The following is a 21,350-nucleotide window of genomic DNA, read 5'->3' on the forward strand; positions in this document are numbered from 1 at the left end:
AAACTGATGGAAATCCTGGATTATCAACAAGAAATTAAGGAATTAAAAAAAGCGAATAGAATTATCCAAAAACAATTGGAACGCTCTGAATCAGACAGAATAAAACTCGAAGATACAAATCAGAAAAAAGAATCATTGCTCAGGAAAGTAATTGATGAATTAAAGAAATATCAAAACAACTTAGAAGAAAGAAGCTATGAGCTAGAAACGATGCTTCTTAATCTTCAGATAATGCAGAATAAGATGTCTACTTTGGGAAGTCTTGTGGCAGAAGTAGCTCATGAAATTAATAACCCAGTTGGCTTTATAGCAGGTAATCTGGCTCCGGCTAAAGAGTATATTCAGAATTTATTACATCTCATTGACCTCTATCAGCAAACCTATCCCAAACCGTCTCAAGAAATTCAAGAAACAATCGAACTAATTGACCTGGACTATGTGCGAGAGGATCTACTTAAACTCATTTCCTCAATGAGAGAAGGTACAGATCGCATTTCCAACATTAGCAACAGCTTGAGAATTTTCTCTAGAGCAGATACAGAACAAAAAGTTCTGTTTAATCTTCATGAAGGTATTAATAGCACTCTCCTCATTCTCAAGCACCGTTTGAAAGCTAATAAGATTCGTCCTGCTATTGAATTAGTTCAAGATTATGGAGAATTCCCTCTAGTAGAATGCTTCCCAGGACAGCTGAATCAGGTATTTATGAATTTGTTGGCAAATGCCATTGATGCTTTAGAAGAGTCTAACTGTGGACTGAGTTTTAATGATATTAAGGTAAATCCCAATAAAATTACAATTCATACGGCTCTAACTGAAGATAAAAATCATGTGTCGATTCGGATTCAAGATAATGGGGTGGGAATATCGGCTGATGTTCAGCAAAAAATGTTTGGCCATTTATTTACAACCAAACCTGTAGGAAAAGGAACAGGATTAGGATTATCAATCGCTTATCAAATAATTGTCCAAAAACATAAAGGAACTCTAGAAGTAAATTCTGTATTAGGCAAAGGTTCTGAGTTTATAATCACTATTCCCATTTATTAAACTAGTAAATATACCAATTATTCAAATTAATATTAGGAAAAAACGTTAGATTTTTTAGCAGGTCATAGTGAAATAATAATTCATGCTTCATAATGAACTACTGATGAGGATGTAAGCTATAAGAGACTTTCCAAAATAGGTAACTGTATGTAGCAAGGTCAAGGTTCATAATTTGTGGTGACTATTTCCATTCATTAGAAATAAAAGCAAGTATTAAATTCTCTGAATTAAAGAGATTAAGCAGTTAGTTTAGAGAAGTTTTGGGGAACTCTAGACGTGTAGCCCCAACATTGTGTTCTCAAAATTTATGACCAATACACTTAACCACTCAATCGGTACACTGAATCTCTCTTTAGAACGTGATGTATTTTTACGTACATTAATCAGAGAATTATCTGGCACTTTACAGGATGTAGTTGGTTTAAAAGAAGCTTCTGGATTTATTAGCGTAGTTGGTGAAAGGATGGGGAGACAGATGAATCAAGATTATAAATCTGCCCTGGAAGTCTCCAACCTTTCTCGTAAGCAGGTAGCTGATGTGTTGGTTGATTTAAAAAAACGAATCCAGGGCGATTTTTATATAATTGAGCAGAATGATGAAAAAATTGTCTTTGGCAATCGTGTCTGCCCATTTGGTGACAAAGTACTTAATCGTCCTGCCATGTGTATGATGACTTCAAACGTTTTTGGAACGATCGCAGCTAATAATCTGGGATATGCGAAAGTAGAATTACAAGAGACCATAGCAGAGGGTGCTTCTGGATGTAGAGTTATTGTTTACTTAAAACTTACAGAAGAAGCAGAAGATGCAGAAGGTCGAGAGTACTTTCGGGGACTAGAATCTGTCTAAACCCTTCAGTACTAAACCAACCCCAGCATACAAGCTTGAGTGCAGATATATAAAGTAGAGTCAAACCCCAAAATTGGAAATACCATGACTCCTGAACAATTTCTTGAACTTGCCAGAGTTTTACCAGAACCTTTACTCCTGGTGAGTGGAGAGGGTCAGTTGTTAGCTACCAATCAACCAGTAGCAGATATGTTGGGGTTACACCGTAAGGAACTGCGGGGGAAAATGCTCATTGAACTTGTAACTGAATCTGCTAATGATATTGTCAAGTACCTGCAAGCATGTTCAAGTAGTAGGGCAATGGTTATTGGCTCCTTGACTTTACGAAAGAATGATGGACAAACGTTAATATGTCGTAGCCAAGGAGCCGTTATTCAACCTTGGTCTTGTAAATCTTCAGCTTTAATTCTCTTACGCTTGGAAAACAGAACTTTAGCCAGCAGTAATTTCGTTCTCCTGAATGAGAAACTCGATGAGTTAGCAAAAGAGGTTCAGAGACGAAAACAGGCAGAGGAAGCCCTGAAGAAAGCGAATCAAGAGCTAGAAATTCGGGTTGAGGAACGTACAACTGCTTTACAAGAAACCCTAAATGAACTGCAACTTACCCAAACTCAGCTTATCCAAGCTGAGAAAATGTCTAGTTTAGGTCAGATGGTAGCTGGTATCGCCCATGAGATTAATAACCCAGTGAGTTTTATTTATGGCAACCTTCACCACGCGTATAAATATACTCAAGATTTACTGAAATTGGTGCAAATTTATCAACAATTTTGTCCAAATAGTTCTCCAGAAATCCAACAGCAAATAGAAGAAATAGACTTAAATTTCCTGATTCAAGATACAACTAAACTTTTCCAGTCAATGAAAGTGGGAGCAGAACGCATTCAGGAAATTATTAAATCACTACGTAACTTTTCTAGGCTGGATGAAGCAGAACTTAAGCAAGTTAATATCCATGAAGGAATTGATAGTACTTTAATGATTTTGGAGCATCGCCTACAAGGTAGCCATGAGTACCCAGAAATCAAAGTCATCAAAGAATATAGTCAACTGCCCGATGTAAATTGCTACCCTGGTCAACTGAACCAAGTGTTTATAAATATTCTTGCTAATGCCATTGATGCACTGGAGGTATTGGCAAAGAATGGTAAGTCGTCAACAGTCGATTCACAAACTACTGACAATGGAAAACTGCCAAAGAATAATCCCCAAATTCAAATTAAAACTGAGGTAATGGATGAAAACTGGATAGCGGTTACTATTGCTGATAATGGTTTGGGGATAAATGAACAAGTTCGCTCAAAGCTATTTGATCCGTTTTTCACCACAAAAGATGTGGGCAAAGGTACTGGACTAGGTTTATACATAAGCTATCAGATTATAGTTGAAAAACATAACGGACAACTTAGCTGTTTTTCTGTTCCCGGAAAAGGTGCAGAATTTGTAATTAGGATACCGATTAATATGATGTCTGCCAAATTCCCATAATAAATAATAAAAGAACCGTTACCCTGAGCGGGGTGGGGTTTCGGGTGTTATCTTTAATTGCCCAGATAATGATGTACTTTATATGAGAAACGCCTGTCTGCTAATTAGCAAACAGGCGTGTCTTTGAGTAGAAAGTTTGATTAAGACTCGGTTAAATCTTAGCAGTAGAATCAACTGAGGGTTGAGACTGACTAACCGAATCTAACTTTGGCAAAAGCACTAGGTTTTGTGCTTTTACATTACTGTTGATTGTTGCTTGCAAAAATGGGGTATTGGAGATGGAATTGTTGGCCAATGTAAACAGTGGATTTGACAAAATTCCTGCTATAGTAGTGGCAATTAATGTTACCACCAACCCGACCTGCAAAGGTCTTAGCCCAGGTAAATCCCAACGCACTTGTGGATAATTCTTCACCGCGTCGGACATTTCATGGGGTTCTTTAACTACCATCATCTTAACTACGCGAATGTAGTAGTAGATGGAGACGACACTGGTAACTAAGCCTAGCAAAACTAACCAATAAAGTCCTGCTTGCCAACCTGCCCAGAATAAGTAAATCTTGCCGAAAAAGCCAGCCAATGGGGGAATACCACCCAAGGAAAGCAGGGAAATACTCAGCCCCAATGTTAGGAGTGGGTCTTTTTGATATAGGCCAGAGTATTCGGCAATCTGGTCGGTTCCCGTGCGTAATGAGAATAGGATGATGCAGGTAAAGGCGCACAGGTTCATGAACAGGTAAACCAGTAGGTAAAATATCATACTGGCATATCCTGCCTGTGTACTAGCAATCAAGCCAATCATCACAAACCCAGCTTGGGCAATGGATGAATAAGCTAGCATCCGTTTCATGCTGGTTTGGGCTAAGGCGACTACGTTACCCAAGATCATGCTGAGAACGGCTAGAGCAATGAAGACAAACCTCCACTCGTCAGCAACAAGGGGGAAGGCTGTTGTTAGTAAGCGGATGGCTAGGGCAAACCCAGCTGCTTTGGAACCGACTGATAAAAAGGCGATGACTGGGGTGGGAGCGCCTTCGTAAACGTCTGGTGTCCACTGGTGGAAGGGTGCAGCAGAGATTTTGAAGCCAATACCTGCGATCGCAAAAACCAAGGCAATCACTAAACCTAAAGATTGACCGACTTTAGCTGTGGCAATGCCATTAGCGATCGCACTTAGTTCAGTTTGTCCTCCAGATAGTCCATACAGCAGTGATACACCGTACAAAAATATTGCCGTACTGGAAGCTCCAATTAACAAGTATTTCAGCGCTGCTTCATTGGAGCGGGGGTCACGCTTGGTATAACCTGTCAATAAATAAGAGGAGATACTCAGGGTTTCTAGAGAGATGAAAATCATCACCAACTCACTAGCCCCGGATAAAAACATCCCTCCTAAAGTGGCACTCAGCAAAATAGCGATGAATTCGGCTAAAGGGGTGCCGCTCTGTTCAACGTAGCGAATTGACATCAGTATAGTGGCGATCGCAGATAAGGCAATAATCCCGCGAAAGACGATACTCAGGTCATCACTATTAAAGCCGCCGGTAAAACCGATGGGATTAGGAGCGTCCCATTGAAAATATAGGGCGACAATCGAAGCAAATAAACCTGCGATCGCTAAATATCCAATCCAGCGTGCGGATGTACGCCCCAAAATCAAATCAACTATCAAAACCCCCAAGAGGGTGAGAATAACAATCCCCTCTGGTAAAATCGTTCCAGCGTTCAACTGGGATGCAATATTAGCAAAATCCATGAGATGTATAGGTTTTGGCGATTAGACATCAAGGCTAACTCTGTTCACTCTAGCAAGTTTTCTAATCCCCAGACTAGCTCTTTTAACAAGAGCTTAACAGCTTGGGTACAAATTGCGATCGCTAAGAAGCCAGGGCAATAGAATTCGCGGCTATACAAACTGCGCGGACTAAGGGACTGACAAATAAAAAAATACTCAACTACTTATTGTGGGGTGGGCGACACGAGAGCCCTTGTATACGGGCTCTCGTGTCGCCCACCCCACAAGATTGGGTAATTTAATTCTTGTCAGTCCCTAAGATAAAATTAAGGTTTTTTAACTACGCCCGAATCCTTGACCCCGCAAAACTTTTGACCATACAAGTAATTCGCCCTGTTCACCGCCTGCGGCCAGTAAGTTACCTTCGGGATGCCAAGCTAGGCTAGAAAATCCTGCTGAGACACCTGTGATAATTTGGGATACTTCCTTGGCTTTGTTCCACAAACATAACCAGCCGTCAGTAGCAGCAGAAGCGAGCAGGAAGCTTTTGGGTGCAAAGGCGATCGCATTGATCACACCCACATGATTTGTTAATACTCGCGCTTCCCAACCCAAGGTATCATCCTCTAGCTTTTCCCACACCACAATACCTTCAACGCTAGAAGATGCCAGTATTGGCGCACCCACTTTGGTAATAGCTTCTGACCATGCCAATTGGCGAATTTTACCAGGGAAGCCACGCATTACCCAAGGGTCGGGGTTGTTCCATTCCAAAACGCTGACACTGCGATCCATATTGCCAGAAGCCAGGAATTTGCCATCGGGCGACCAAGCCATCGCTAAACTGACAGTAGTCATCTCTAAGCTGTATGGTTCTTCATCCCAGTTTTGACTATGCCAAATCTTGACTCCTTTATAACCACTAATGGCTAAATATTGCCCGTCAATGCGCCAATCTATACCCAGTACTGAAGAGTTGTCGAAATTTAGTGTCACGACAATTTCCTGAGTATCTGCATCCCAGACTTGGACGTAACGCCCCAAACTAAAAGCCAGTTGGTTACTGGTATAATTCCAAGCTAGCTTGTCAATCCATGCGGGGGCATTTGACAAGGTGGCAATTAATTCGGTGTCGCGCCAAATTTTCACCTGTCCATCTTGTCCGCCAACGGCTAAAAATTTTCCATCGGGTGAAAAGGCCAGACAGTCTACGGATTTCCCGTTAGCAGTTTGTAAGGTTGTGAGTTCGCCATCATTCCACAGAACTACTTCCCCGGCGGCAGAAGTTGCTGCTAAAGTTTTACCTTGTGGCGACCAAGCGATCGCAGTTACATAATCTGAAAGTGTCCCCGAATAATTTTGTTCAAATTCCTTAGATTTGCTGGTTGTGGTGTTCATAGTTATTGGGTACTGGGTACTGGGGACTGGGGACTAGGGATTGGGAATTAGGGGGACTAGGACAAGGAAGAATTATTAAACACATCTCTCCTTTGTGTACCTTGTTTCTTCCTAATCCCCAATCCCCAGTCCCCAATCCCCTTTTATGCTAAACAAGCGAGAAAATCTTGCTTGAGTTGGGCTGCATCAAGATTGCGACCGATAAAAACTAGTTCGTTTTTGGGGGTTTCGCTTGGTTTCCAGGGGCGATCGGGTTTCCCATCAAATATCATGTGTACTCCTTGAAACACAAATCGATTATCTTCTCCAGCAATATTTAAAATGCCTTTCATCCGAAATATATCTGTTCCTTGGGTACGCAGTAACTCGGAAAGCCAAGTGTTTAATTTTTCTCCATCCACTGCACCTGCTTCTACTAAAGCTACTGAAAAAACACTTTCATCGTGTACGTGGGCATCTTCGCCTAAGAAATCTGGATCAATTTCTAATGCGCGGTCTAAATCAAAGGCTTTTACACCTAATAAAGCGTCTATTCCTAGTTCCGAATTCTGGGTACGGTAGATTTTGGCGATCGCATTCATCGCCCGAATCCGTTTTTCTAATTCATCCAACTCTTCTGGCGCCACCAAATCTGTTTTATTAAGTAAGATCACATCGGCAAAGGCAATTTGTTCTTGGGCTTCGTCTGCATCCCAATGCTGCCAAATATGTTTGGCATCTACGACTGTCACCACTGCATCTAGAGACAGTTGGCTTTGCAAATCTTCATCAACAAAAAATGTCTGAATCACTGGTGCAGGATCGGCTAGTCCAGTGGTTTCAATTACTATATGGTCAAATTTATCACGCCGCTTCATCAAATTGCCAATGATGCGAATTAAGTCGCCGCGCACTGTACAACAGATACAGCCGTTGTTCATTTCAAAAATTTCTTCATCTGCATCGATAATCAATTGATTATCAATACCCACTTCCCCAAATTCATTAACAATCACAGCAACTTTTTTGCCGTGTTCGTAGGTGAGGATGTGATTGAGTAGAGTCGTTTTACCTGCTCCCAAATAACCTGTAAGAACAGTAACGGGAACTGAATTGTTGATTACGTCAGCCACCATACTCTAAATTCCCCTTGTCTCACCTTGTGGATAATCATTATCACATATCATAAATCTTTTCATATTTTTGTGCGAACTTGCTGTTATTTTGGGTTTCAGCAAAATAAATAAAAAAACAACTCCCTGAAGACGTGGGAGTTGTCGTTTTGTATTCGAGTAATTTTTTAAAAGATTCAGAATGGAGCGATGCCCTTCGGTGCAGGCTCAGGGTAAGACCTGGGTTGGGCTGCGCCTACGCTAAACAGATAGTAGCCAATATAGCAGCGATTATATAAAATACTCCCACCACTTGCAATTCTGACCAGCCAGTTAGTTCTAAATGATGGTGTAAAGGTGCCATTTTAAAGAGGCGCTTGCCTTTGCCATCGGGTCCTTTGGTAGCTTTGTAATAACTTACCTGCGCCATCACCGAAAGGGTTTCTACGAAGAAGATACCACTGAGAATAAATAGAGCTACTAAGGTGTTTGTCAATAATGCTACAGCCGCTAAAGCTCCTCCCAACGCCAAAGAACCGGTATCTCCCATGAAAACGCGGGCTGGGTTCCGATTATGGGCTAAGAAACCTAAGCAACCACCACTTAAAGCCGCACAGAAAACCATCAACCCTGGTGCTGTCGGGGCGATCAGGGCACCTAATGCCAAAAGTGCGATCGCTACTGTTCCTGCTGCTAACCCATCAATACCATCTGTTAAATTAGTGGCATTACTTTCTGCAACTAGCACAAAACCTGCTAGAGGCCAAAATAGGAATCCTAATGGTAGTGTGAAGCCCACCCAAGGCAGAGCAATATTTGTAATATTAGAAGGTTGATTAAACATCAGCCAGAAACAAAACACTGCCGCAAAACTCACTTGCAAAGCCAGTTTTGTTTTGGGAGATATACCTTTATTTGATTTCCGGCGCAGAATTTGCCAATCGTCGAGCCAGCCAACCAATCCGTAGCTGATTGTCAAAGCCGAAACTGCAAGCACATCTTTAGCAAAGTTAGACAATATACAGGCAAGCATCACAGATACAGGTATAAAAAATATACCTCCCATTGTTGGGGTGCCTGCCTTTTTTAAATGGGCTTGGGGTCCATCTTCACGAATGATTTGTCCAGTTTTGAGTGCTTGAAGTAAGGGTATTACCCAATAGCCCACGGCACCTGAACCCAGCGTACACAACAGTAGTGGCAGGGTTAACGACATACTTTGCCACGGTAGCCGATTGGCCATCGAATCCAAGAAAAATGCTGTTGTACCTAGCCCTACGGCTAATAAAGAGGCTAGAGCGATTCCAGAAATATTTAATCCTTGCTCAGGAGATAATTTAGCGTCCACAAAAGTTTCCCTTCACTCCACACTTATAAAACTAAATACCAGGAACTAGGAATACTACCAATTCCCTAGCTTGAAAAGGCTAATTCTCAGCGATTTCTATATCATCCTCATCATCATCGAGGTCGTAACCAATTCCATCTTCTACACCCATTAAAGAGTCTATTCCTTCTTCGTTATCTTGAAAATCCGGTTCGTGAACGTCACGCGATATGATGCGATCGCTGCTTTGCAACCAGTCCAACAAAGAAGATTCTGGCTTTAGGTGGATGACATCGGCTCGTTGGTTACGAGGTTCTTCACGTAATGGAGAGTTCAACATATCGAGTCAGGACAAGAAAAGGTTTAGGTAAGTTGACATTTAGAGTCTATCACTTGACACGGATTTATTTAGTTATCTTTTCAACCCTTTGGTTGACAAATCCGCATTGAGATAGAAATTTTTTATTTAATGGGCATAAGGCTTAGGTCAAGCGATTCTTAGTTATTTTTATGGCTCTACATATATCTCATGAATATCTTGTTTATGCTGATGGAAGGTGAGTGATTTTTGAGGTGACAGGCGATGATGGGAAAAGCAGCTCTGATCGATGCGATCGCACTTACAAATCGCGGTCTACTGGCGACTGAAGGACAGAAACAGGCTATCCTAGCAGCGATCGCCAATTTAGAAGACTTTAATCCTACGCCCCGTCCGGTGGAAGCTAGTAATTTGCTAGATGGCAATTGGCGATTACTATACACCACTAGCAAGGCTCTTTTAAACTTAGATCGTCTACCTTTGTGCAAACTCGGTCAAATCTATCAGTGTATCCGGGTAGAGACTACCAGTATTTACAACATAGCTGAGATTTATGGCTTACCTTATTTGTCAGGATTAGTCAGCATTGCTGCTAAATTTGAGCCAGTTTCCGGTCGGCGTGTCCAGGTGAAATTTGAGCGGTCTATTATCGGCTTACAACGTTTAATAGAATACAATTCTCCGGTAACTTTTATCCAACAAATTGAAGCAGGTAGAAAATTTCCGGCGATTGATGTTGCCATAAACAGTGACAAACAGCAAGGCTGGTTAGATATCACTTATATAGATAACAATCTGCGGATCGGTAGAGGTAACGAGGGAAGTGTGTTTGTCTTAACTAAAACATAAGTTTGTACAAAATAACTGTTTGGGAACGAAGGTAAGCTATAACGTGTACCTTGTCAAGTAGGTTACAATACCGTTTTAAATTTGGGGAGATCAGGAAGATGAGGGAGAAAGAATAACTAATATTCAATGCCCCATGCCCCATGCCCCATGCCCAATTCCCAATGCCCCATACCCAATTCAGACAAATAACTTAACAAAGACTCTTGTTGCAACCTTGAGGTTGTAGAGTGAAATCAATTAGCCCTCTAGATTGGCGATTGATAACTAAAAGGGAAAATAATCATGGTTCAACGTGGTTCTAAAGTACGTATTCTCCGCCCTGAATCCTACTGGTTTCAGGATTTAGGAACTGTGGCTTCTATTGACCAAAGCGGCATCAAATACCCTGTAATTGTCCGCTTTGAAAAGGTCAATTATTCTGGTATCAATACCAACAACTTTGCCCAGGATGAATTAGTCGAGGTTGAAGCACCAAAGGCTAAAGCACCTAAAAAATAGCAGCAAAGCTACAAGGGGCTTATTTGATGCGATGATGAAGGGTAGTCTGAAGTCTGAAGTCTGAAAATTTCAGTTCATTCGTTCTTCATCCTAGACTACCCTAATCTACGAGAGCCGCCCTGCGGGTATTTACGGTTTCTCTAGGGTAGTAATACGAGCTATCTACGGCTGTGTAAGTTACTACCCAATCTCTTCTTTATTGACCCCCCAAGGACATCAAAATTGCTTGCTTAATCTGTTTGAATGCCTGAACTGCCTGAAGTTGAAACAGTCCGAAGGGGTCTAAATCAATTGACCCTCAACCAAGAAATCACGGGGGGAGATGTGTTGCTCGATCGCACCATCGCCTACCCTTTTTCTGTCAATGAATTTCTTGATAGAATTCAAAAGAATGCATACCCCTCTGGGGTTGGCGCAGCGATCGCTACTTGGCATCGTCGCGGTAAATATCTCCTGGCCGAACTCTCCTCATCTTCTCTTCCCTCAAGCAGTTGGCTAGGGGTTCATCTGCGAATGACTGGTCAATTACTATGGTTGGATCGAGATGAACCATTACACAAGCATACGCGGGTCAGATTATTCTTTGGGGAACACCAGGAATTACGCTTTGTAGATCAGCGTACCTTCGGTAAAATGTGGTTGGTTCCGCCTGGTGTTGCGGTAGAAAGTATTATCACTGGTTTGGGAAAACTGGCAGCAGAACCATTTTCACCCGAATTCACTGTTGAGTATCTAGCAAGCAAACTCCAAAATCGCCGCCGTCCAATTAAGACTGCGCTACTAGATCAATCGGTGGTGGCGGGATTAGGTAACATTTATGCCGATGAAGCGTTGTTTAAGAGTGGAATTTTACCTGAAACCTTGTGTATAGATTTGCAGCTAAAGCAAATTGAGCGTTTGCGAACAGCCATAATTCAAGTCTTAGAAACGAGTATTGAGGCTGGTGGTACGACTTTTAGTAATTTTCTAAATGTCCAAGGTACTAACGGCAACTATGGTGGTGTTGCCTGGGTTTATAACCGCGCTGGAAAACCCTGTCGAGTCTGTGGCACAGCAATTCAACGGCTTAGGTTAGCTGGGCGATCTAGTCATTTTTGCTCCCAGTGTCAAACGCTACGGGGAGTTGGGAGTTAGGAGTTGGGAGTTAGGAGTTGGGAGTTAGGAATTAGGAGTTAGGAGTTTTACTTCTAAGTCGGAACTCTCTTAAAATGCAGATGAAACTAGTTACAAATTTTAGAGAGGAACTAATGGCAGTCAAAAAAGGAGATATGGTTCGCGCTGTCCGCGAGAAACTGGAAAACAGTCTGGAGGCAAAAGCCAGTGATACTCGCTTTCCTTCTTATTTGTTTGAAACCAAGGGCGAAATTGTAGATATCAAAGGTGATTACGCCCTGATTAAGTTTGGAAAAGTGCCAACACCTAATATTTGGTTACGTGTAGATCAACTCGAAGAATTTAAATAATCTGGAAAAGTCCACGGAAAACCAACCCCCTTCCCGACATGGGAAGGGGGAAAATTAAAAATATCTCTCCTTGTAGGAGAGATATTTAGTTTTTTGTGAAGTTTAATTTGATAGGTAAACAAGCAATACTGCGTGACCAAATACCAGTTTCACGTTAACGACGGGAATCCTCATCTGCGGGGTCGCCGTAGGGGTCTTCGCTGGCTGGACGGACGTTACCAAACTCCCCTTGGTCTGCGGGGTCGCCGTAAGGGTCTTCGCTAGCTGGGCGAACGTTGCCGTAAGAGGCGATATCTGCGGGGTCGCCGTAGGGGTCTTCACTGGCTGGGGTGACGTTGCCGTAAGATGCCGGATCTGCGGGATCACCGTAGGGATCTTCGCTGGCTGGACGTACATTACGATCGCCTCCGGCGGGGCGTAGCCCATCGCGCAATTTAGCATCTTCTTCAGCTTGATCGCTGTTCGACCCTAAAAGCAAATCCTTCGCCTTTCGCAAAAATTCATCTACCATAATCTGTCTCCTGATTTAAGTTCGTGTTTCCGACGTGCGCGATTGGCGTTATCCTCCGGGAAACCCGCTTTCTTATTTACACACGCTTCACTGATCTAGAGTGATGGAGCTGCGGATGAAGTTATGCCAGTGAGATCGCGACCTGTGGTACTCCCGTTATAGCCTTGGAATTGTTGATACTTTTGCGCCTCAGATTCCGGCACTCGAATTCCTTCTTTTGGTGGAGTTACCCAGTGAGCGCGTTTTTCAGCGTCACGGTAGTATACACGCCCATTCTTGGAAAGATAATACTTGCCTTCTGCTCCTTCTTGTGAAGCATTTTTATGCTTGTTGTAGAGGTAATAAAGTCCCGCAGCTCCCGCCAAAAGCGCTACTTTCTGCCCTGTACCCAATCCTTTCTTAGCTTCGGGTTGGTTTGTGGTGTTGCGTTCGCTGACTGTTCTACCAACACTATCATCAACAGGTGGTGGAACTGAAGCGTTTCGGGAACCGCCACCGCAGCTACTCAGCAAGGGTACCATTAGCAATGCGGAAAGCAGGACTGCAAATAGACGCGAAACTATTTTACGTTCTTTATATATTGTTGTGTTCATTGGATTTCATCATCACCTGTATTTGCTAAAAGCGTAGCTGTTGCAAAAACAAAGTTGGAATTCCTGTTATTTCGCCTGGTATTGAAAAAACATCTACCACTCAATTTACAACTGCACAGCTACAGCGTTTCTCTATTATCTTTATCCATTTTCTCAAGTATTCCATCCCGCCTTTGAGAGAAACTGCATTCATCCTAAGGAAATATATTGTTGATTTTTGATTAATCTATTTACAGCTATTTTCAGGTAAATAGACCACGCGGTAGGGGCACAGCATGTTCCCTACGACATCTGTGGTTCAAATACATGAAAACTGCTGTAACCTCATTTCGACGGGTTATATAGTTACTGTCCGTCTAAATAAAAAAGACCTCTCCCTGGTTTTACGTAGTAAAACCCTCCCTCTCCGAGTCGGAGAGGCAAAGACTTGAAGTTTAGGTAGGGAGAGGTTCATTTAACTCGCGTCAATTTAGCCCAAACGCGGAAATGTTCAGCAATTTCTCGGTTATTTTTTCTGGGTAAATAATTTAAAAAGATACAGTTACTATGATGCTTTTTGTTAAAAAGTACACTCAATATGACATCAAAAAATACTAGCACTCGTCTCCTTTTGGCTTTGTGGGATTTGGGAGGAACTCAGCAGGAAGTTAAGAAGGGTCAACTCACTAAGCGAATTGTATCCAAAAGCCAGAAGGTAGCAGATTATCAGGGCATATTCGAGGAATTGCAGAAGCAGGGTGCGATCGCAATTTCCAAAAAGGGATATTCTCTGACATCTGGCAAGGGTTTAGAGGTATTAGGTGAGGGTTTGAGAAGTAGCGATTTTAAGTTTGAAGGGACGATTGTTGGTACTTGGGCGGCGAATGCGTTGGCGAGGTGGATTAGTCAGATTGATGTTGCGGTGGCTGGTGCAGATGTACTGGTTAATGGGGTTAAGGGTGCGATCGCATCCTACGACGAGTTTAAATCTGTGGCGTTGGAAGTCTACGACAAGTTGAACTATGAGTACAACTTTAATAATCTAGTGCCAATTTATCGCATTAGAAGAGGAATTGGCGATCGGGTGAGTCGTACAGAGTTTAATGATTGGCTGCTGGAAATGCAAGCCGACGATATTTTGCAACTGCAAGGCGGAACCGTAGAGGATAATGCAAGCGACAAAATAGAAGATTCTATTACTACAGAACTCAATGGATTACGCTGCTACTCAAAACGTCTGAAACCTTAAACTTTCTTAGACTCTTTACTCATAAACCTCACACTAATATGATTAATAGCACATCTATGATTGACGAATTAATTCAGAAACAAAACCCATTTGCAGGGCATCTTGTTGTTAAACCGCAGCAAATATGGGGAAAAAGTTTTCCTGATGTATCCTCAATTAATGCTCATGCCTCTAATGCGGTATTTGATGCACTTGACAAAATCCAAAAAGGGCAGCGTACAACTGTAGGTATCACTATTGTAGCTGAAAGAGGACTAGGTAAAAGCCATATTATTAGTCGAATTCGTCATCATTTACAGGCAGAAAATAATAGCTTATTTATTTACATGAGTAAATATGATAACTTAAATCAAATCAAATATGAATTTTTACAAAGTGTTGCCTCTAGCCTCAGAGCTTATGGTAATCAAAAGGTGATGCAGTGGCAAGAAATCGCGGCGGCTTTAATTAACGAAGCGAAGCAATGGAACTACACACCACAACAGTATATTAGCCAATATCCAACTTGGTTAAATAAATATTCAACTAACTTTGTTGAACAATTTACAAAGCTAGTTCTACCAATAAAGCCTGAAATTAGCAACCCTTACATAGTTAAAGCAATTTTGTGGACACTTTCTCCAGATCATGTTAATTATGCAAATCGCTGGCTATCTGGTTTAGAACTAACAAAGGAAGAAGCTGAAGCAATGGGTTTGCCAAATCCCAAAAAAGAGGATAGAGAGACAGAATCTTTACGTAATATTCGGCAGATTCTAGATATTACTAGCCATTATAAAGTTCCAGTACTTTGCTTTGATGAATTAGATAATGCAGACGTTGCAGAAAATGGTTTGACAACAGCACAAGTTATTGCAAGCTTAGTTAAGGATCTATATAACAATCTCAAAAGAGGTGTTTTCCTGTCGGTTATGTATCCTGAAACTTGGAATGAGCAAATCAGACTTTTGCCACAAGCTGAGGCAGTCATTGATAGATTAGTAAGTGAACAAGCTGATAGACAACCAATTGAATTAAAATATCTCAATTCTGATGATATTATTGCTCTTGTTAAAGGATGGCTACAAGAGTTTTATCAAGAAAATCAACAAATTCCTCCTCATCTTCTCTACCCATTTGATGAAAATAAGCTTAGGCAACGAGGTAAAGAGAAACCTACTGTTAGGTCAATCTTAAAATGGTGTGCAGAGAATTTTCTGCCAATTGAGTACATTAATAATAGTGAGATTCAAAGCGAAGAAGATATTGTTGAGAAAAATCAAATAGATTATGATAATAAGTTTGCTGATAACAATAACAAAAATACAGGACAACAAGTTAATATATCTCTTGTTGAAACATACTTCCATCAAGAGCTAGTAGATGTGAAGGAGGCTATTGATGAACTGTTAGAAGATGAAAAATCAATTTCTAATGCCCTTTGGCTTTCCTTCTATAGCTTAATTGGAGAAACTTTAGAAGGAGTAATAATTGAATCACTTGAAGAAGTAGAGCCTAGCGCAGTAAATAATGGGTTCATGGATTTCAAAATAATTGGCAAATTAATTGGCAAAAGGAACAAATTAAGGATTGGAGTAGATGTAGTTCAGCAAGATGGTGCAAATGTAGGTGCTGCATTGAAACGACTAATTGACTACGAAACATTTAACTTAACCCGTGGTTGTTTAGTTCGCTCAAATGTTATTAATCCAGGTGCAGCAGTAGCTAAAGAGAAATTGAGACTACTATTAGACAAAAGAAAAGGCGGAAAGTGGGTAGCACTACAAAGTGAAGATATTCAAGCTCTTGTAGCTATCTCATGGGTTTACTGGGGTAGTGAAAATTACGGGATCACAGAGGAGAAAGATATTTTAGATTTTCAGAAACAAGTTCTAGATTTTATTAAACAGAAAAAAATAGCAATGAATAACCCTCTGATTCGAGAAATTATCAGCCCTCCTTCTTATGATAATTGGGTTGATAATGAATTTCCTATTTCAATTCCTCAGCCAATTAATCCTGCTGACAATATCGACCTTATAGCTAACTAGAAATGAATCAGCAGTTTTCAATTCCAACAGCGCTGTGTCTACCTGTCTCTGATATTGAAGCTTTAATACAGGGGCGAACAATTGCAGCTTTACCCAGGATGTTTATTCGTCCTGGGCAGAGATTTGCACTTTATCCTGCTGACTCTTCAGTTTCAATTAAAGCTTGGGCTAAATGTGAACTTTGCGAAATTTTAGACGAGAGTAAGCCATTAGATATTTTGTCTAAGTTAACAATATGGACACCAAAAGCATTAAAGGAGATACTACAAAAACAACAGTATCTTTTCCTGGCTTACTTGCGTGTCTATCAGTTACCTGAGTTGCAAGAAATATTAGTTAATCCCAACATTCAGGAAAAGCTAGGAAAATTTGTTAGTTTACCTAATTCTCTAACGGTTTCTGAAGCCAACCCAGTAATAAACGATCGCACCTTCGCCCAACGCAAACGCCAATTAGAAAAGCTAGAACCCCCGCTACATCCTGAATTGGAAGAATTGCAGAGTGCGATCGCATCCCTAACCATTAGCCAACCAGCAGCGAAACAATTAGACGACGATATCAAAGCATTTTTGGGTTGGAGTAGTGATAAATCAAAAAACTCATTAGATTTAGACTTACCTTGGATTCATAAAATTGCTGAAGTTGGGAACTCTAGCGACGGACATACATTTGAAAAATTAGTTCGTAGAGGATTACTAAAATTAGGCTTTACAGGTTCAGGTTTGAATCCAGATGCAACGGGTGGCGCAGGAGGCATGGATTTTTACGCTGAACAACCTTATCCAATAGTAGGAGAGTGCAAAGCAACTAAAACGGAGAAAGTTCCTGATGGTACACCTGCACAGTTACTAAAAATAGGTATGAACCATCTTGGGAAATTTCAGTATGACAATTCTATTAAATTAATTGTAGCCGCCGGAGAATTAAATTTTTACGCATCAAGAACAGCTACCGAAAATGAAATGAATGTTATTAGCCCTGAAACACTGCAAAAACTAGTTGAACTGCAAGCACACTATAAAAATTCTATCAATTTGTTAGAACTAAAAGAGTATTTGCAACAAGCTCCTTTTGGTTTAGCTGAAGATAAAATTAATACTTATATTAATAAAGTTGAACAATCTATAAGGTTGCGATCGCACATTATCCAGCTTGTCAAAAACTATTTAGAAAACTCAGGTATAAAATCTGCTGGTGTTGAAGCTCTACATGGTGCGTATTTCGGCTCACATCCGCCACAGCCAATAAAAATAGCAGAAATGCACGAAATTCTGATTGAACTTTCTTCACCATTAACAGGCTATTTAGGACGAATAAAAGGCAGTGATTGGAATAGCGATCGCTTTTACTTTCTCCGCGATTTACCTATTAACTAAAGATAGTGAAATAAGTTTATTTTTTTACCTATGCTTTATCTCTGGAGGGGCTGTTCATTTAAAAATATAGCACTTCTCGTTTACGTGACGTACACTCATAGGGGCACGGCAGTGCCGTGCCCCTACAACCCGCGATATAATGTTGTACCGCATCTGAATCGGAACCGCTATAACTGCGATCGCAGTTAACCAAAAGTTAATATACCAGCCTGATAATTCACCACCAACGGCAGAATTTTTAGCCACTCTGAGCCTAACAATACTTCCCTAATTTCATTGCCCACATAAACATTAATTTCATACTCTTGCTCGTTTAATATCACCTTGCCTAAATAAATATCAAATCTTGATTCTCCCTTAGCAGTTCGTAGAGATTCCTCACCGATATAAACCCAATCAAGACCATCTAAATCTTGTTTGTTAATAGCCATAAAGCCTGTAAAACCAGTATCCAACATAGCATCTACAGGCAAATCTAATCCATCAGATGTAATCAAATCAATTTCAAAAAATAGTTGCCCATTATCTCCAAAGTCCCCCTGAATCATATTGTGCCAGTGGTTCCCGTTTCATTTAAACAGAATACACAATGTCTACTATTTGAGTATTTTTCAAGGGATTTTTTATGAGCTTGCATTTTATCCACATCAATTAAGTAATCACCACTATTTGGCTCTACTGCAATATACCAGCCGTAGTGTTCCTTAATTAAATCGGGACGTACACGCTCAAAAATTTCCCGACAGCGATGATAAAATGCCTCATCTTCAGCTTTGCGTCTAGCAAGTTCTTCTGGTGGTAAAGTGCGTTCTGGGAAAATTCTGCCTCTACGTGCAGGTTGTTTTGCCGTTGATTCATTCATAGTAATTAACCCCATTTATTAATGCCGCCTTAACTTTATTTTACAGAAAGATAAAGCAATACGGTTCAGTTAAGGCTAAAACTCTTTGTCAAAGTAAATTTTTTTAACGTAGACGCTTCGGCTTCCCGCAGGGTACCGCCATCGCGCAGAGTTTCGTTAGAGAATAACGCCAAGGACGCAGAGAGAACAAAGAAATGCTTAACCCAAGAGTATTGGAAGATAAAGGCGATCGCTTTTACTTTCTCCGCAATTTACCTATTAACTAAAGATAATAAAATAAGTTTATTTTCTTACCTATGCTTTATCTGTGTATCTGGTGTTCATTTAAAACTAAAACGTTTTGCTACCGACCAGAGAACTTTTAAAACATCTTCTAATTGATTGCTTTACTTCTTTTTTAAAAAATCGTTAAATAGCTTGCTGTAATCTTTTTGAGATATTTCATCAAGACAAATTTTCCGGTGAATCAGTATAATAATGGCAAATAAAGCCACTTTGTACTTAAATATAATTTTTAGCGTAGGCGTAGCGTCTCGTAGAGAAGGCATCGCACCTTTTTATCCAATCTCACCAAATCGCGTTGCTCCTGCTTTGATATAGTTATGGCAATTGCTCGCTGTATGCTATGGACGGTTCGTTTAAACAATCTAAACTCTAACTAGTGCGATCGCTCACCGTATTTGCGACAGCAGCACGATAAAATTCTAAAACCATAATCGTACTAAAAGGTCTAAATGGCAGAAACACTATTCTTCAACGCCTTACGGGAAGCCATTGATGAAGAAATGGCGCGTGACTCCAGCGTATTCGTTCTCGGTGAAGATGTCGGACACTACGGCGGTTCCTATAAAGTTACCAAAGACCTGTACCAAAAATATGGCGAACTCCGCATTTTAGACACCCCCATTGCCGAAAATAGCTTTACTGGCATGGCTGTGGGAGCCGCAATGACTGGGTTACGTCCTATCATCGAAGGGATGAATATGGGCTTTTTACTACTCGCCTTCAACCAAATAGCCAACAATGCTGGGATGCTGCGCTATACTTCTGGCGGTAACTTTAAAATTCCGATGGTAATTCGCGGCCCTGGAGGTGTGGGACGACAGCTAGGCGCAGAACATTCCCAGCGACTAGAAACCTACTTTCAAGCTGTACCAGGGTTAAAAATTGTTGCCTGCTCCACACCAAGAAACGCTAAAGGACTACTGAAATCCGCCATCCGCAATGATAATCCCGTGTTGTTCTTTGAACACGTTCTGCTTTACAACTTGAAAGAAGATTTACCAGAAGAAGAATATTTGTTACCTCTAGATAAAGCCGAAATTGTACGTGAAGGAAAAGATGTAACCATTATTACTTACTCGCGGATGCGCCATCATGTGGTGCAAGCAGTAAAAACTCTTGAAAAACAAGGATATGATCCAGAAATTATCGACCTGATATCCCTCAAACCATTAGATTTTGATACCATTGGTGCATCAATACGTAAAACCCATAAAGTCATTGTTGTGGAAGAATCCATGCGAACTGCGGGTATTGGAGCAGAAGTCATCGCCTCAATAAACGATCGCTTATTCGATGAATTGGATGCGCCAGTACTGCGGCTTTCTTCCCAAGATATCCCCACACCCTACAACGGCAATCTAGAACGACTGACAATCGTCCAACCAGAGCAAATAGTAGAAGCTGTGGAAAAAATGGTAGCGTTGCGAGTCTAAAAGTGAGGAGTTATGAGTGAGGAGTAAAAATTCTCACTTATAACTCTTAACTTTTAGCTCCGTAAGAGAACGGTATCATAATCTTTAGTTGAAGCAGGTTATGGTATGCAAAAACAAAGCTCATTATTAGCCCTAATTTCAACTCAGGTAGTCGTGGCAATGACCTTGAGTTCTTGCATTCCCGCCCTATTGGGACAAAGCCAATACCCACGGGGAAGTTATCAGTTAATTATTGAGTTACAAAAAACACCAGAAATCCCGCAAATCACTGAACGAGAATTAGAAGCCGTTAAAAAAGTAATTGAAGGTCGTCTAAACGGTTTAGGTATCTCAAAACCAGTTATTAAAATAGTGGGTGCAGACAAAATTCTCGTACAGCTACCAGGAGTTAACGATCCAGAGCAAGCCGAACGGGTGCTAAGTGGTACAGCGCAGTTAGAATTCCGTACCCAAAAGCTGAATACAGAAACCCAACTGTTTGCTTTCCAAGCATCTAGAGGCGAATTTCAAGCCAAGCAACAACAATTGAGAAACAGCAAGGACAAAGCCGCAATTGTCAAGAATCAAGAAGAATTGCAGAAAAATAATCAAGCGATCGCCGAATTGTTTGAAAGCACCAATCCACCATTAACTGGCAAATATCTCAAGGATGCCTATGGTGAACCGAGTCAAGGTAACAATTGGAATGTGGCTATTCGCTTCGACCAAAAAGGTGGTGAACTGTTTACCGAACTGACGAAAAACCTTGCTGGCACTGGGCGTAGTATTGGTGTTTTTGTTGACAATCAACTAATGAGCGCTCCTACCGTGGGTGTAGAATTTGCCGCCACTGGTATTACTGGAGGCTCTGCTGTGATTACAGGACGGTTTACTGCACAACAAGCCAATGACTTAGGCATTCAGCTACGCGGTGGTGCATTACCAGTACCAATAAAAATCCTATCGACGAAGCGGGAGTCCTAAC

21 protein-coding genes and 1 pseudogene are annotated in these 21,350 nt (G+C 41.1%); 13 read left to right on the forward strand and 9 right to left on the reverse strand.

Translation table 11 applies throughout. The annotated features are described in order from the left end of the window. Positions 1–6: 6 nt before the first annotated feature. From V7K50_RS27730 to V7K50_RS27740, 3 genes are all read left to right on the forward strand, one after another. Entirely contained in the window at positions 7–1,050 is a 1,044-nt protein-coding gene (locus tag V7K50_RS27730) for a sensor histidine kinase (protein WP_334965792.1), read from the forward strand. 307 nt (positions 1,051–1,357) lie between these two features. Continuing rightward, a complete protein-coding gene (locus V7K50_RS27735) occupies positions 1,358–1,900 on the forward strand; it encodes a methanogen output domain 1-containing protein (RefSeq protein WP_334965793.1) in 543 nt (180 codons plus the stop codon). A gap of 84 nt (positions 1,901–1,984) precedes the next feature. Then, positions 1,985–3,388 (forward strand): ATP-binding protein, encoded by a 1,404-nt coding sequence (locus V7K50_RS27740; RefSeq protein ID WP_334965794.1) that lies wholly within the window; start codon positions 1,985–1,987, stop codon positions 3,386–3,388. Between the two features lie 151 nt (positions 3,389–3,539). Here the strand turns inward: V7K50_RS27740 and V7K50_RS27745 are convergent, their stop codons facing one another. After that, entirely contained in the window at positions 3,540–5,144 is a 1,605-nt protein-coding gene (locus tag V7K50_RS27745) for an NAD(P)H-quinone oxidoreductase subunit N (protein ID WP_334965796.1), read from the reverse strand. A 3-nt stretch (positions 5,145–5,147) separates the two neighbouring features. Between V7K50_RS27745 and V7K50_RS27750 the strand changes: the two genes are divergently transcribed. Beyond that, positions 5,148–5,285, forward strand: coding sequence for a hypothetical protein (locus tag V7K50_RS27750; protein WP_334803158.1), 138 nt, complete (start codon positions 5,148–5,150; stop codon positions 5,283–5,285). 174 nt (positions 5,286–5,459) lie between these two features. On the opposite strand, the gene V7K50_RS27755 is transcribed toward V7K50_RS27750, so the two are convergent. From V7K50_RS27755 to V7K50_RS27770, 4 genes are all read right to left on the reverse strand, one after another. Continuing rightward, positions 5,460–6,521, reverse strand: coding sequence for a WD40 repeat domain-containing protein (locus V7K50_RS27755; RefSeq protein WP_334965798.1), 1,062 nt, complete (start codon positions 6,519–6,521; stop codon positions 5,460–5,462). Between the two features lie 143 nt (positions 6,522–6,664). Beyond that, positions 6,665–7,636: a CobW family GTP-binding protein gene (locus V7K50_RS27760; protein ID WP_334965800.1), complete on the reverse strand. Its 972-nt coding sequence runs from the start codon at positions 7,634–7,636 to the stop codon at positions 6,665–6,667. Positions 7,637–7,868: 232 nt separating this feature from the next. Next, positions 7,869–8,960 carry a phospho-N-acetylmuramoyl-pentapeptide-transferase gene (mraY, locus tag V7K50_RS27765; RefSeq protein WP_334965802.1) on the reverse strand — a complete coding sequence of 364 codons (1,092 nt, stop codon included), beginning with the start codon at positions 8,958–8,960 and terminating at the stop codon, positions 7,869–7,871. Between the two features lie 79 nt (positions 8,961–9,039). After that, entirely contained in the window at positions 9,040–9,279 is a 240-nt protein-coding gene (locus V7K50_RS27770) for a DUF3134 domain-containing protein (RefSeq protein ID WP_334965804.1), read from the reverse strand. A 243-nt stretch (positions 9,280–9,522) separates the two neighbouring features. Between V7K50_RS27770 and V7K50_RS27775 the strand changes: the two genes are divergently transcribed. From V7K50_RS27775 to V7K50_RS27790, 4 genes are all read left to right on the forward strand, one after another. After that, positions 9,523–10,107, forward strand: a complete 585-nt coding sequence (locus V7K50_RS27775; protein ID WP_334965806.1) for a PAP/fibrillin family protein — start codon at positions 9,523–9,525, stop codon at positions 10,105–10,107. A 282-nt stretch (positions 10,108–10,389) separates the two neighbouring features. Beyond that, complete coding sequence (locus V7K50_RS27780; protein ID WP_094349537.1) at positions 10,390–10,605, forward strand: photosystem I reaction center subunit IV; 216 nt, start codon at positions 10,390–10,392, stop codon at positions 10,603–10,605. A gap of 243 nt (positions 10,606–10,848) precedes the next feature. Beyond that, a complete protein-coding gene (locus tag V7K50_RS27785; protein WP_334965808.1) occupies positions 10,849–11,739 on the forward strand; it encodes a DNA-formamidopyrimidine glycosylase in 891 nt (296 codons plus the stop codon). 113 nt (positions 11,740–11,852) lie between these two features. Beyond that, positions 11,853–12,068, forward strand: coding sequence for an NAD(P)H-quinone oxidoreductase subunit O (locus V7K50_RS27790; RefSeq protein WP_099103214.1), 216 nt, complete (start codon positions 11,853–11,855; stop codon positions 12,066–12,068). A gap of 154 nt (positions 12,069–12,222) precedes the next feature. Here V7K50_RS27790 and V7K50_RS27795 read toward each other — a convergent pair whose 3' ends face one another. Then, entirely contained in the window at positions 12,223–12,579 is a 357-nt protein-coding gene (locus V7K50_RS27795; protein WP_334965810.1) for a translation initiation factor, read from the reverse strand. 95 nt (positions 12,580–12,674) lie between these two features. Beyond that, complete coding sequence (locus V7K50_RS27800; protein ID WP_334965812.1) at positions 12,675–13,172, reverse strand: hypothetical protein; 498 nt, start codon at positions 13,170–13,172, stop codon at positions 12,675–12,677. A 577-nt stretch (positions 13,173–13,749) separates the two neighbouring features. Between V7K50_RS27800 and V7K50_RS27805 the strand changes: the two genes are divergently transcribed. Genes V7K50_RS27805 through V7K50_RS27815 form a run of 3 tightly spaced genes read left to right on the forward strand, consistent with a single transcriptional unit; the run spans position 13,750 to position 17,806 of the window. After that, positions 13,750–14,400 (forward strand): hypothetical protein, encoded by a 651-nt coding sequence (locus tag V7K50_RS27805; protein WP_334965814.1) that lies wholly within the window; start codon positions 13,750–13,752, stop codon positions 14,398–14,400. A gap of 38 nt (positions 14,401–14,438) precedes the next feature. Next, complete coding sequence (locus tag V7K50_RS27810) at positions 14,439–16,430, forward strand: hypothetical protein (RefSeq protein ID WP_334965816.1); 1,992 nt, start codon at positions 14,439–14,441, stop codon at positions 16,428–16,430. Positions 16,431–16,432: 2 nt separating this feature from the next. Further along, a complete protein-coding gene (locus V7K50_RS27815) occupies positions 16,433–17,806 on the forward strand; it encodes a DUF1802 family protein (RefSeq protein WP_334965818.1) in 1,374 nt (457 codons plus the stop codon). A gap of 185 nt (positions 17,807–17,991) precedes the next feature. Here the strand turns inward: V7K50_RS27815 and V7K50_RS27820 are convergent, their stop codons facing one another. Next, entirely contained in the window at positions 17,992–18,354 is a 363-nt protein-coding gene (locus V7K50_RS27820) for an aspartyl protease (protein ID WP_334965819.1), read from the reverse strand. Further along, positions 18,351–18,668 carry a hypothetical protein gene (locus tag V7K50_RS27825; protein WP_334965821.1) on the reverse strand — a complete coding sequence of 106 codons (318 nt, stop codon included), beginning with the start codon at positions 18,666–18,668 and terminating at the stop codon, positions 18,351–18,353. The genes V7K50_RS27820 and V7K50_RS27825 overlap by 4 nt, the downstream gene beginning before the upstream one ends. A gap of 734 nt (positions 18,669–19,402) precedes the next feature. On the opposite strand from V7K50_RS27825, the gene V7K50_RS27830 reads away from it, so the two are divergent. Both V7K50_RS27830 and V7K50_RS27835 read left to right on the forward strand, forming a co-directional pair. Beyond that, positions 19,403–20,386, forward strand: coding sequence for an alpha-ketoacid dehydrogenase subunit beta (locus tag V7K50_RS27830; RefSeq protein WP_334965822.1), 984 nt, complete (start codon positions 19,403–19,405; stop codon positions 20,384–20,386). Positions 20,387–20,491: 105 nt separating this feature from the next. Further along, positions 20,492–21,325 (forward strand): annotated as a pseudogene (locus V7K50_RS27835) (preprotein translocase subunit SecD); the annotation flags it as partial. Positions 21,326–21,350 lie beyond the last annotated feature (25 nt).

The sequence above is a fragment of the Nostoc sp. genome, assembly GCF_036917135.1.
Lineage (GTDB): Bacteria > Cyanobacteriota > Cyanobacteriia > Cyanobacteriales > Nostocaceae > Nostoc.